This window comes from Moorena sp. SIO1G6, from assembly GCF_010672795.1.
GTDB classification, from domain to species: domain Bacteria; phylum Cyanobacteriota; class Cyanobacteriia; order Cyanobacteriales; family Coleofasciculaceae; genus Moorena; species Moorena producens.
Genome location: NZ_JAAHFZ010000049.1, coordinates 1 through 13,758, shown reverse-complemented (window position 1 = coordinate 13,758; position 13,758 = coordinate 1). Strand labels below are relative to the sequence as shown.

General features: G+C 42.0%; 8 protein-coding genes. 3 read left to right on the top strand and 5 right to left on the bottom strand.

What is annotated here, in order from left to right:
- Positions 1-31: 31 nt before the first annotated feature.
- Entirely contained in the window at positions 32-4,885 is a 4,854-nt protein-coding gene (locus tag F6K63_RS28725; protein WP_287267389.1) for a WD40 domain-containing protein, read from the top strand.
- A gap of 267 nt (positions 4,886-5,152) precedes the next feature.
- Here the strand turns inward: F6K63_RS28725 and F6K63_RS28720 are convergent, their stop codons facing one another.
- Positions 5,153-5,404 (bottom strand): hypothetical protein, encoded by a 252-nt coding sequence (locus tag F6K63_RS28720; protein ID WP_287267390.1) that lies wholly within the window; start codon positions 5,402-5,404, stop codon positions 5,153-5,155.
- A 452-nt stretch (positions 5,405-5,856) separates the two neighbouring features.
- Positions 5,857-6,264: a hypothetical protein gene (locus F6K63_RS28715; protein WP_287267393.1), complete on the bottom strand. Its 408-nt coding sequence runs from the start codon at positions 6,262-6,264 to the stop codon at positions 5,857-5,859.
- Positions 6,265-7,006: 742 nt separating this feature from the next.
- Here F6K63_RS28715 and F6K63_RS28710 point away from each other — a divergent pair.
- Positions 7,007-7,885, top strand: coding sequence for a GNAT family N-acetyltransferase (locus F6K63_RS28710; protein WP_287313832.1), 879 nt, complete (start codon positions 7,007-7,009; stop codon positions 7,883-7,885).
- 147 nt (positions 7,886-8,032) lie between these two features.
- Here the strand turns inward: F6K63_RS28710 and F6K63_RS28705 are convergent, their stop codons facing one another.
- Positions 8,033-9,316 carry a glycosyltransferase gene (locus F6K63_RS28705; protein ID WP_287313831.1) on the bottom strand — a complete coding sequence of 428 codons (1,284 nt, stop codon included), beginning with the start codon at positions 9,314-9,316 and terminating at the stop codon, positions 8,033-8,035.
- A gap of 323 nt (positions 9,317-9,639) precedes the next feature.
- On the opposite strand from F6K63_RS28705, the gene F6K63_RS28700 reads away from it, so the two are divergent.
- Positions 9,640-10,425 (top strand): Uma2 family endonuclease, encoded by a 786-nt coding sequence (locus F6K63_RS28700; protein WP_008189940.1) that lies wholly within the window; start codon positions 9,640-9,642, stop codon positions 10,423-10,425.
- Between the two features lie 319 nt (positions 10,426-10,744).
- On the opposite strand, the gene F6K63_RS28695 is transcribed toward F6K63_RS28700, so the two are convergent.
- The gene (locus tag F6K63_RS28695) at positions 10,745-11,812 is read right to left on the bottom strand and encodes a M42 family metallopeptidase (RefSeq protein WP_008189942.1); all 1,068 of its coding nucleotides are present in this window, start codon (positions 11,810-11,812) and stop codon (positions 10,745-10,747) included.
- A gap of 319 nt (positions 11,813-12,131) precedes the next feature.
- Positions 12,132-13,202 (bottom strand): SGNH/GDSL hydrolase family protein, encoded by a 1,071-nt coding sequence (locus tag F6K63_RS28690; RefSeq protein WP_008189944.1) that lies wholly within the window; start codon positions 13,200-13,202, stop codon positions 12,132-12,134.
- Between the last annotated feature and the right edge of the window lie 556 nt (positions 13,203-13,758).

The following is a 13,758-nucleotide window of genomic DNA, read 5'->3' as shown; positions in this document are numbered from 1 at the left end:
TGCCTCACCCAATTGAGAAATACTATAAGTCATGCTAGATACAACCGCAAATCACAACCAAGATTCCTTGAGAGAACTAATCAGACTGATTACTTTTTCTCAGGGAGAATTTTCGTTGATTTTAGCGGTTGGTAACTATGGGGTATTGAGGACACAAATTATTGAGCAGTTGCAGGAGCAATGTTCTATTCCGATCAGGGAGCTGGTCTTAGAGCAATCGGTTAAAACTCTCTATACCACTATTGTGGAAGAGCTAGGTCCGGAACAGCCAGAGGCGTTGATGGTATCTGGGATAGACTCAGTAAGTTGCATAGAGGAAGTGCTGACAGCAACTAACCAGATTCGGGAAGAGTTTCGGAACTTTCGGTTTCCACTGGTGTTGTGGGTGACGGATAAGTTGCTGCAAATGCTAATTCGGTCAGTGCCAGATTTCCACAGTTGGTCAAGCTGTGTTGAGTTTGTGATTAGCAGCGGTCAATTAATTCAGTTTATTGAGCAAACCACTGATCAGGTGTTTGCCAAGATGGTAGCTTCCCGTGAAACTGAGTTTTTGCAGAGTTGTACTCTTAATTTAAACAAAGACTCTGGATCCTATGTGGAATTACACTCAGCACGACAGGACCTGGAAAAGCGGGGAGTGGCCTTAGCCCCTGAGTTAGAAGCAAGTTTGGAATTTGTGCTTGGTCGAGTGGCTGATAATTCTCAAGAAGAGTCTCGACAGCATTATGAGCGCAGTTTAGCTCTGTGGAAACAAACCGATAACCTGGAACGCCGTGGACATGTACTATTCTGTTTAGGCTTGTGGTGGGCTGGTTATGCACTGTGGCATCAAGCTGAGAAGGAGCAAGCTTGTGAACAAGCAAAAGTTTATTTTCAGGAATCGGTTGAGGGTCTTGAGCAGGCTAACCGCCTCGACTTAGCTGCCAAATATATTAATTTTTGGGCAGAGGCACTTCGGCACCAGTCAAATTGGGAGGAGTTAGAGAAAGTTGCCAACAAAGCCTTGGCGCTCCATCAAACCTATTCTGATCCGTTCAGAATGGCACAAGCTTATGGCTTTTTGGCTGAAGTAGCCCTAGCCAAATCAGCCTTTAAAAAAGCGCAACAGTATTCCAAACAAGCGCTTTTTCTGCAATCAACGGCATCAGCTAAGATAGTCAATCCCTCACCGGAACAAGAAACTTTTTTAGACTGGAACAAGTCTTTTGCCAAGGGTTGGTATTTATTTTCCTTGGGGCGAGCACTGCTTGGGGCTATGCGATCGCAAAAACATGTTGGTCAATTACAAGCAGCACTTTATAACTTGGAAACCGCGAGAGCAGAAACCAAACCCCACTATGATCCAGAACTTTATATTGGTATCTTGAAGGAATTACATCAGGCCTATTGCCAACAAGGGCACTATCTCACTGCCTTTAAGATTAAACAAGACCAACAGGGGATTGAGAGCCGGTTTGGGTTTCGGGCATTCATTGGTGCTGGTCGATTGCAGCCTAAGCAGCAGGTAACTAACCCAGTTTTAGCAACGGTTGAGTGCTCAGAAAGGATAGCGCCAGAAATTGCGGCTTCTGGCAGGGAACACCATGTTAATCGTCTGATTGAGCGCATGGAACAGGAGCGCTCTAGACTAACTGTGATTCATGGACAGTCCGGGGCGGGGAAAAGTTCGATGATTGAGGCGGGATTAATACCAGCATTAGAACGGAAAACCATTAATACCCGTTGGGTATTGCCGGTTTTGCAGCGAGTTTATAGGAATTGGATTCAAGCACTAGGCAAATCCTTAAAAAAGACGCTGAAGAAGAGACTAAATTTAGCATCTGTATCTACTAAGCTTGATTCAACCGCCCTCATTCTTGAGCAGTTGCACAATAATGCTAGGCAAAATTTGCTTACTGTTTTAATATTTGACCAGTTTGAAGAGTTTTTATTGGTTTGCTCAAACCCCAAGCAGAGGCGAGGTTTTTATGAATTTTTGCGAGACTGTCTGAATATTCCTTATGTAAAGGTAATCTTGTCTGTGCGAGAGGATTATTTACATTGCCTGTTGGAATGTAATAAGTTTGGAATCGATTTAGAGGTTATTAATAACAATATTTTAGATAAAAGGATTCTGTTTGACTTGGGGAATCTTACCCCACCAGATGCCAAATTATATCTTGAAGGCTTAACGGAGCAAACTCAGTTTCCCCTAGAGCAAGCACTGATTGATAAATTAGTGGAGGATTTAGGCAAAGAATTAGGGGAGATTCGACCAATTGAGTTGCAAGTGGTAGGGGCGCAACTGGAACGAAACCAAATTACCACCCTACAACAGTATCAACATCTAGGAAATCACCCAAAAGCTGAATTAGTCAACCAATACTTAGAAGAAGTAGTGGAAGCCTGTGGTGCTGAGAACAAACGGGCGGCTGAATTAGTGTTGTACTTACTAACGGATGAAAACAACACCCGCCCTCTCAAAACTCGCCATGATTTGGAAAAAGAATTAAAAGCCTTGGCAGCTGATGTAGACACAGAGCTAAAACGATTAGATTTAGTGTTGGAAATTTTTGTTAAATCTGGCTTAGTGCTGCTGTTACGAGAGATTTATAGCGATCGCTATCAATTAGTCCATGATTATTTAGTAGATTTCATTCGACAACGACAAGGGGCTGATATGAGAGCAGAACTTGAAAAAGAGCGAGAAGCCCGACAACGGCTTCGGAAACGGTTGCTGATGGGGTTAGGGGGATTTAGCCTGGTGATGACTATATTAGCAGCTATCGCCATCGGGCTGTGGCAATCGGCAGAATTCCACGAAAAACGGGCAACCCTTGCTAAACTAAACGCTAAATATCAGCTATCTCTTCTTGTAAATAAAAATCAGCTTGATGCCCTTTTAAGCAGTATCAAGGGAGGGAAAGGATTAAACCATAAAATAGCCAAATCAGAAATTGGAAAAGAGACTGTATCTAACCTCTGGGAAGCAGTCAACTTAACCCAAGAACGCCATCGTTTAGATGGACATCAAGGTAGTGTCTTGAGTGTTAGCGTCAGTCCTGATAATCAGCTAATTGCTTCAGCTAGCTCTGATCAAACCATCAAACTGTGGAGTCGTGATGGCAAATTCATTAAAGACTTAAAAGGACATGAGGATAGAGTGTGGTGCGTCAGTTTCAGCCCTGATAATCAAATCATTGCCTCTGCCAGTAAAGACAAAACCGTTAAACTTTGGGGTCGGGATGGAAGGTTAATTAACACCTTGACAGGACATGATAAGGGGGTGAAGTGGGTAAGTTTTAGCCCGGATGGTAAGACCATTGCTTCAGCCAGTGGTGATCAAACTATTAAACTCTGGAACCGTGATGGGACTTTGCTCAAAACCTTGAGAGGACATCAAGATGCTGTATTGAGCGTTAGTTTTAGCAATGACGCAGAGTTAATTGCTTCAGCTAGTAAGGACAAAACGGTAAAACTCTGGAGTAGTGACGGTACATTCATCAAAACTATAGAAGGGCATAACAAGGCTGTTTGGAGTGTAATTTTCAGTCCGGATAGTCAGACCATTGCTTCAGCTAGTGATGATCAGACCGTGAACCTTTGGAACCGTGATGGAACGTTAGACAAAACCTTGGCAGGACATGATCATCCTATCAACAGCGTCAGCTTTAGTCCTGATGGTGAGTGGATTGCCTCAGGGAGTAGTGACGGAAAAATAAAACTCTGGACTAGTAATGGTACACCAATTTCAACCCTTCCTGGTCATAAAGATATTGTCAATCAGGTTAGTTTCACTCCGGACAGTAAGATGCTAGCCTCAGCTAGTGTTGATTTCACTGTCAAACTTTGGAGTCTTGACCAAACCTTGCCTAAGGTTTTCCAACCTACCTATAAAGTATATGGTTATGGTGCTAGTTTTAGCCCGGATGGTGAAATAATTGCTTCTGGTAGTCGGGATGATAACACGGTCAAACTCTGGAACCCCAAGAAGCAGATTAGAGAACTCACCCTCGAGGGACATCAGGGTTTTGTGAAGGGGGTTGATTTCAGTCCCGATGGTCAGTTAATTGCCACCGCCAGTGATGACCAGACGGTGAAACTCTGGAATGGCCAGGGGAAAGTGCTACATACTCTAGAGGAGCATAGCGCTCCAGTTAATAGCGTTAGTTTCAGTCCTGATAGTCAAATCATTGCCTCTGCGAGTGAGGATAGCACAGTGAAACTCTGGACCAGGGAAGGGAAATTGCTACGTACTTTAGCGGGAGATAAAGGACATACAGATGCGATTAATCGGGTTAGTTTCAGCCCCGATGGTCAGTTAATTGCCTCTGCCAGTAATGACAAGACAGTGAAACTCTGGAAGCAAGACGGAACTTTCATGACTACCCTTAATGGGCCTAGCCAGTTGTCCTCCCTTAGTTTCAGCCCCGATGGTAAGCGCATTGTGGCAGGTGCTGCCCGTGGTTTTATCGTAATTTGGAGTCGTAACGACATCTCCTGGCAGCAATTCGAGCCTAAAGAAGGAGTAGGGGATAAAAAAATTGTTGTAGGGCATACAAAAACTGTTCATGATGTCAGTTTCCACCCCAAAGGAGACATTATTGCTTCTGCTAGTGCGGACGGCACAGTTAAACTATGGGACCCCAATGGAATTTTAATCGCAACGTTAACCCAGGGTTCTAAACGTGTGGAGTTTGTGAATTTCAGTCCAGACGGTGAAACCCTAGTCTCGATTAACGCACCTAATCGAGTGAGTATTTGGAATTTAGATTACAGTCAATTCAACGATGTGAATTCTTTACTGAAGCGTGCTTGTGATCAGATCGGTAATTATTTGAACAATAATCCGAATGTGAAGACAGAAGACAAAAAAATATGTCAGGGAATAGAGGAGCAAGAGTAAATTAGCTTTTAAGGCAAAAGGCAAAAGGTATGCATACTAAAGGCAATACTAAAGAAGGTTTTATAGCAATGTTTATCCTTAATAAGGGGCAGGGGAATAGGGAACAGAAATATGTTTTAACCTTTACTTCGACTGCTATAAGGAAAGCATCGCTAGTTGATTAACTCTTGCCTCTTGCCTCTTGCCTCTTGCCTTTCCTTAAGGGAGTACCTTCACCTATCAAATAAGAATGCTATGGATATGATCAATCTCTAGCTGGAGCGGACTCTACTGAATTCCCGATTGTGGGCTGTCGTAGCGTGGCGGGATAGGATCTTGATCTCCGGGCTCTCTAGCGCTAGCAGCGGTATCAAATATAGTGTATTTAAGGAATGAAACATCCTCCAATAGACTATTGCCAGTAGAGTCAGGTTCGGTGATTAAGTTCCAGGAAGCTGTATCCATAGCTAAAACCTGAGTAGCAGTGATTGTCGATACTGCTGTTATCCCTAGTAGGGAAAGAATTTTGTAACGTTTCATAAGTGGACTCCGTGGGTTCTCTGCTAATTCCAACTAGATTAATATATACATTTTTCCCAGATTGATGGCTCAGATCAGGATATTTTCCAGGTTTATGGATCAGATCAGGAAAGTCTCTGAGTGTAGAATATCGTAGCTTTGGCGGCTTTGACGAATCTGCGGATAAAAAGTTCCCCATGAAGAATTTAGAATGTAGAATTAAGAATTTAGAATGTAGAATTAAGAATTTAGAATGGTGAATTAAGAATTTAGAATTGATAAGTCTATATTAGGTATTATTCTTTATACATTATACATTATACATTATACATTATACCTTCAGCCTTCAGCCTTCAGCCTTCAGCCTTCAGCCTTCAACCTTCAGCCTTCAGCCTTCAGCCTTCAGCCTTCTACATTCTCAATTCTACATTCTTAATTCTACATTCTTAATTCTACATTCTACATTCTTAATTCTAACAACTTTTAACCTTAGAGCAGAGCTGATTTAATAACTCCTTTGGAATGGCCTCGAAATTTTCTAGCAGGAAATCCATTAAGGCCAGATGATGCAAAGAATCGGAAGAGGGAGTTTTATAGCGAGCACCTTGAGCCAGCCAGCTGTTGACAGCGTAAGTTGAGCGGCAGCAGATGTTAGCGATGTCTTCTTGGTTAACTTGCCATTTCCAGTAAAACTCCTGGGGGGTCATGGATAGTCGGCAGTTGCTGTATAGGTAGATCAAGATTTCTTCTCGCTCGGTGATGGGACCAGGAATTGAATGTGGCTGTGTGGATTGGCTCCTGGCAATTTGGGCAAGGCGGTCTAGGGCTCGCTGACAGTTAATCAGATGATTCAGATGGTCATTTGAGCGATTTGTTGGCATGATGTAATTACCTCACACATAGCTTGTGACTGGGGACATAAGCCGCGCTTCTTGGTTGACGTGAAAAGCGCGGCTTTTTGTCCATAAATATTATGGAAATATCGGACATTTTCATTATTACTAATATTTTGGCAAATGTCAAGGATCTTTTTAGATTTTTGCAACATTTTTTTACAAATTTAAAAATTGATTAGCTTGGGGGTTTGATATATAACAAATATCAATTTTATGATGTATTTTTGGATTATATTTTAGGGAGCAGGGAGCAAGGAGCAGGGAGCAGTAGGAAAGAGCTTGGAGGATTGTTTGATGTTATGTTAAATTAACAAGATTGTTAATAACCTATTGATAAAGCGGCTTTGATATTAATCAACTTACAGATTTACCGCCAACAAACACACAGAGAAGCACGCTAGCACTAAGGTATTTGTTGGTGGGTATCTGCTCAAAATGCGATCGCATTTCCCTAGGTTTAAATTGTAAATTAATTATAAATAGTCAGTTTACGGACCTGGGACTAGGGCGTGTTGTCAAACTGGTTGTATCCTAAACAATAAGCGATGGCAGAGTGCATTAATGAATCGAGTCAACTTAAGTAATCAGCCCTGGGAGAGGTGACCAGAACACTATGGAAAGTGGGTGCATCGTGGGAACATGGTTTTATCGGTGGCAAAAAGCCGGGATAGCGATCGCTCCAGCGTAACGCACCGAACCTGTAAAGACACCCACAGCATAAGGATAGATGACTGAATTCCAGATTCGCTTAGCTCAAATTTCAGATGTAGAACCTATCTTGGCATTCTGTCAATATACCTGGGAACATCAAAAAGATTACATGCACTTAGTGTTGGATAAACGGATTAACAATCCTGAAAATAAAGTTTTTGTAGTTACTCTTGATGATATCCCTGTGGCAATGCAGCAAGTAGTTATTTTGTCAAAACAGGAAGCTTGGCTAAGTTCCTTAAGAGTAGATCGTCGCTATCGACGGCGAGGTTTATCTAAATTATTAGATTCCTATACAAATAAGTATTTATCTCAATTAAATGTTCCTATATTACGTTACTGTGTCTTGTCTGACAATGAAATAATGTTGAAAATTGTCTCTGGCCGAGGAGATAAAAAAATCGCTAATTATAGTATCTATAAAGCTAATATTTTGGCTTCACAAATCAACAAATTGTTTAAATTAGAATTGAAAAATTTTGATGATATTTGGTCTTTGATAGTTAGAGAAAATTTATTAGATCATAAACAAAGTTTTTGCACAGAAAATATTGGTAAATGTCAAACCCTTACTCCTGAGTTATTAAAAGACTGTCTGGTTGGGGGAAAAGTTTTCGGATTAAGACAAAATGAACGTTTACGAGGTATAGCTATTCAAAGTTACTCGGAAATTTCAGAGGAAGATTTTTATATTGGTTATCTTCATGGAGAGCCAGAAATATTGACAGAGCTTCTGTGTGAATTATGTAAATTAGCCTATTCTTTAGGTAAGTCAGTGGTTAAAGGTCTTTTTCCGTTGAATGATAGTTTCGGCGATGCTCTTTCCCAAGCTGCTTTTCAAAAAATAAATCAAGCAGAAATAGGGATATATCGCTCTTCTTTCAAACCGGGTTGATTCCTTGGGTGCATCTCATTGTTGCTGTTTGAACCGGTGGGTGGAATGGGCATCAGGCGTGGAACGGGCATCAGGCCTGGAATGGGCATCTTGCCCGTTACAATGTGAGCACCATAAGACATAAAATTATTCCTTGTAATAATTCTATTATTGTTTTGTTGAAGCCAAAACTGGTTTACCTGTATCCACCACTTGTTCTACAATATCAGCCGCTCGACTCACTCCCCCTGCTCGTTTAATTGCCTCTTGTAGCCTCAAGGCATTCTTTTTATAGGAATCTTCCGTTAAGACCAGTTTGATAGCCTTTTGTAGCTTATCCACGCTCAATTTTTTCAAAGGTATGACTTCTCCTGTTCCTGTCCAAGCGATCCGGGCTGCTATTCCAGGTTGCTCGTTGGTAATGGGAATAGCTACCATTGGTACTCCATTACTTAAAGAGTGTAAAGTCGTATTCATTCCGGCATGAGTGATAGTCATAGTCGCTTTTTGTAATAGTTCTAACTGAGGTGCATAGCCAACAACTATGGGATTGCCTGGAAAGTCTGGCAAATAGTCTGGATTAACTCCCCAACCTAAAGTTATTACTAATTGAGCATCCAATCCCACACAAGCGTCTGCAATCATTTGGAAAATCCACAGAAGCCGATTTTGTAACGTTCCCATAGAAGCATAAATCAGTGGTTGTCCAGTTAATTTTTCATAAGGGAAAGGTGCAGCTTCTCGACTCGCTGGGTTACTATAAGATCCTGTGAAATGAAAACAAGACGGTAGTTCTTTTCTAGGAAATTCTAATTCAGCAGGCTGTTGACTAATTTGAGCCAACTGTGAAGAGTATTGATTGGCATTATTATAGGTAGATAAATTCCAATGCTTACGATGATAATTAATAACTTTTTTCAGGGATTCACCTATAATATTAAACAGTTCATAACCCACTCGGTTGCGTAGAACTCCCCGCCATGAAGGGTCATAATTCCAGGACATGCTAAAGGGAGGAACGCTCATTTCCCGATTGAACATTAAGGCACTGCATACAGTTACAAAAGGAATGTCTAGATACTCAGCGATAGTTCCTCCTGCTGGAGAAGCTTGATCTACTAATAACAGCTCTATATCTGCTGCTTTAATTACGTCTGGAGCATCCCGAAGAGACATTTTTGCTACATTGACAATCCAATTGATTGTATACTGGAATGCCTTAAATCCACTGAGATTACCTAGTTGAGTAAATAAGTCTTTTGTGGCTCCTTTGGGAAAATCCGACTTGCCAATCAGCTGAAATTCTAATCCTGCAGCTAGAGCTTTTGGTTGAGCGTCTTCAATGCCGAATACAGTGACGCGATGACCACGCTGTTTCAGTTCGTAACCTAACGTAGTCATAGGGTTAAGATGACCAGAAGCAGCAGGACAAATGATGCCAAAATGAGTCATGATAGTTGCTCAGTAAAAGACGTTACCCCGATTTAATGGGACTTAAGCCAAAAGTCAACTCAAATTTAACATAAACTGGCTTGCTAAGGGATGAATAGGTACCGAGACTTGTCTAAGCAGTAGAATGTAGAATGTAGAATGTAGAATGTAGAAGGTAGAAGGTAGAAGGTAGAAGGTAGAAGGTAGAAGGTAGAAGGTAGAAGGTAGAAGGTAGAAGGTAGAATTTAGGATACAGACTTCAATTATAAATTCTAAATTCTAAATTCTAAATTCTAAATTAGTAAGATAGAATAGGATGATCAGCTCTGGTAACAGTATTTCCTATGGTTCAGCAGCTTACTCCCAGCACCGATGACATCTTATATCCCGAAAGTGACGGCAAACCCTTGGCGGACAATACCCTTCAATTTGAACTAATTACTACCATTAAGTATGGCCTGGAAGCCCTATTCAAAGATGACCCCAATGTATTCGTTGCCGGGGATTTGTTGTGGTATCCAGAACTTGGAAAACCCAAAATCAATCAAGCCCCGGATGTGATGGTGGTTGTGGGTAGACCGAAAGGGCATCGGCGTTCCTACAAAACCTGGGTTGAAGATAACATGAATCCCCAGGTAGTATTTGAAATAGCCTCATTAACGAATACCATCAAGGAATTAGAAGAGGATAAACTCAAGTTTTACCAGAACCATCAAGTAGAAGAGTACTATCTTTTTGATCCAAATCGGACAAAACTAAAAGGCTGGTTGCGTTCAGCCGAAAAACTAGAACCAATCCCCCAGATGCTGGGTTGGGTTAGTCCCCGTTTAGGAATTACCTTTGAGTTAGTAGGCTCGGACTTGGTGCTGTATTATCCCAATGGCGAGCCTTTTGCTACGTATTTGGAAATTATTGAGCTCAAAGAACTTGCTCAACAACAGGCAGAGCTCGAAAGGCTAGCAAAAGAACAAGAACGCCAACGGGCAGACCAAGCGGAGGAAGCTTTAGAGCTTGAAAGACTCGAAAAAGAACAGGAACGTCAACGGGCAGAGCAAGCAGAAGCTTCCTTGCAAGCCTTGCTAGAGCAATTAAAAGCAAAGGGCATAGATCCAGAACAGTTCGAGCTATGAACCCCACCATTTGGATATAACCCTACTAAGAATGTAGAAGGTAGAAGGTAGAATGAAGAATGAAGAATGTAGAAGGTAGAAGGTAGAAGGTAGAAGGTAGAAGGTAGAAGGTAGAAGGTAGAAGGTAGAAGGTAGAAGGAAGAATGTAGAAGGAAGAATGTAGAATGTAGAATGTAGAATGTAGAATGTAGAAGGAAGAAGGTAGAAGGTAGAAGGTAGAAGGTAGAAGGCAGAAGGTAGAAGGCAGAAGGTAGAATTCAATTCTAAATTCTAAATTCTAAATTCTAAATTCTAAATTCTAAATTCTAAATTCTAAATTCTAAATTCTAAATTCTTCATTCTTGATCACTGAGGAAATATAGGTTTCAAGAATCTCGATACAATTTGCGATCGCACCCAAATGAGAAATTTCAAAACCATGGGTATTTTGGGTAGGAAAACTCAAGCAAGCAGCGCGAGCAACATGACCAAACTTCATGGCGATGGAAGCATCAGAGCCAAAACCATCAATAACAGCTAACTGAATCGGGACCTCACAACTGTCTGCCGCTTGTTGCAATTCCCGATTTAGCCCTTCATCGTAGATGCCATAATTATCTTGAGAGAGCAACACTGGTGCTGGTCCATCTTCGATGGGATACTCCGCAGACAACGGACAAATTTCCAGAGCAATCAAAGCATCTAGAGATTGATTCTGAGTAAAATACAAAGCCCCAATTGCCCCTACTTCCTCCTTTGCTGATGCCACCAAATAAGTATCAACTGCGGGAGTTTTCAACCGTTGGGCTAAGGTTAGCAAAATCGCGATGGATGCTTTATTATCCAGAGTATAGCTAGCAATATAATCCTTAAGCCGCACAGGTCTCTTACGATGTTTACCAACCACCATACGAGTCCCTGGACGCACCCCAGCCTCTGCCAATTCTGTAGCACTACATTTCGTTTCAATCCAGGCATCTTGCCAACGTAGAGGAGCATCATCCTGCAACGCTTTTTGGGGAGATTCATGGGAAACATGACGTGAGCCAAAAGATAGAATACCACTAATGGTATAGTTATCCCCCAACAGATCCACCACACCCTCACCATAAACCCAAGGAAAAGAACCCCCCAACCGGCGCACTTCCACCCGTCCTGCTTCAGCAATCCGTTTAACAATGGCACCAATTTCATCTTTATGAGCAGTAATCGCAATGGGACTAGCACCAGCATCCTTACCAGGGATTTTCGCAATGACATTTCCAGCCCGATCCTGCCAAGTTTCCACCCCTAAAGCTTGAAACCGATGCAGTAACAATTGGTCAATTTCCTCTTCCGCACCACTGGGGGAATGGTGCATAACTAACTCTTCTATGGTTTTGAACAGTTGGTCGTAATTGTTAGTCATTGTTGGGAATAGGGAACAGGGAACAGGGAACAGGGAACAGGGAAGAAGAATTGACGAAAAGCGATGCAGAGGTGCGACCCGTGGCGAATTTAATTACGGGTCAAGCGCACCTAAGCTGTCTTGGGGAGCCAGTTGCTCATCTGATATCATATCGAGATAATTACCCTTAATAACAAACTCCCCAAACTCCCCACACTTCCCACACCTCCCACACTCCCCTGTCTTTCCCGATTCCCGATTCCCGATTCCCGATTCCCAATTCCCGATTCCCGATTCTAAATTCTAAATTCTAAATTCCCTATTCCCGATTCCCTATCCCCTATTCCTTCTTCCTGATTCCCTTAGAACCTATCCCTAAAGCCCCCAAGGCGAATAGACCTAAAGCCGTTGCTGGTTCAGGAACATTAGCTGGGTGTGAATTGTTATTATCTGGGTTTGGATCGTTCAATGCTGACAGGGCTAAATCCGCAATGATTCGATAAACACCAGTAGTTGGATGTTGTAAATCCCAGAAGAAAAACTCCTCGGGATTCTCACATACAAATTGTGCTGGTATATTCAAACAAGGACTAGTTACATTGGTGAAACCAAATTCCGTCGGCTGAGCCAGAATTTCCCTAAATATAGAATTAACATCAACCGGGATGATATTGACATCTGAGTCGGGAGTCTGACTGAATTGATCGAGTAGTTCAGACAAACCAGAGTTATGGTCTTCTGTCAAAGTGTTGAGGGCATCGCTAGTACCAGGAACACGCCCATCAACTCCCAGAGCAATGGGCGTATTGCCCAAATCTGGCAAGTTAACTACCATAATATTCTTAGCCCCAACCTCAGTCAGGTCTTGCAGTGCATCTGACAAATTTGCCAGAGTGGTGTCAGTTTCTGTAAATGGTTCAAAACTGCCTTGGTTGGGTAGATAATCATTAGCACCAGCCCACACTATATACAGAGCATCTGGGTCAGCCGACTGACCGGCTTGTATCAGGGGAACAGTAAAGGCATCAATCTGTGGTTGCAATCCTGGTAAAACTACCAATCCAGAGGAGGTAACAGGGGCAGTTTGTCCAGTGCCTGTAGTAGAACCACCAAAAGCGAAGTTAATGCCAACAGTCGGGATAGCACCTGAGCCAATAGTGGTAAACAGAGTGGGGTTTAATTCCAAATCCCCTGCGAGATAATCCACCCAGTTGGGACCATTGGAAAAACGTCCCTCAAAATAAGGTGGACTGGGGGGAATTCGCTCTGCGGTGGCATTGAATAAATTGCCTTGATCAGAGAGGCTGTCTCCAAAGATATACATCTTGCTAAACAACTCGATAGCATTTGCCTTGAGGGGCAACATTAAAGAGAAAAAGACTAATCCTGTAGCAGCAATTTGTGTCTTCATGATAGTTTTTTACCTTAATTGCAGATAATTATCTCAGATCATGTCCGATTTAATACTTATCCTTCTTGGTTGATAGTAAATTGAACCTTGAAAATTAACTAACCATAAGCAATTAGCAATTCAAAATTCAAAATTCAAAATTCAAAATTCACAGGCATCGGATCAACCATTTTAGACGTGATTAACCGGACTTGATATCATGTCTGGCATTGACACACTTTACCAATCACCACTAATTACTAACCAATGACAATACCTGTTAGGAATTGTGCTTAAGCACAACTAAAAGCTGTTTTCAACTGTTTTTTAGTGAGCATTCAGCCCTCAGCGGTCAGCTATCAGCTTATTTTATTCAAAGGTGCGCACCTAAAAGCACCGATTGCGCTACGCACAAGCTGCGCGAACAGTAGCACCTCAAGTAACCCATAAGCTGATAGCTGATAGCTGATAGCTGATAGCTGATAGCTGATAGCTGATAGCTGATAGCTGATAGCTGATAGCTGATAGCTGATAGCTGATAGCTGATAGCTGATAGCTGATAGCTGATAGCTGATAG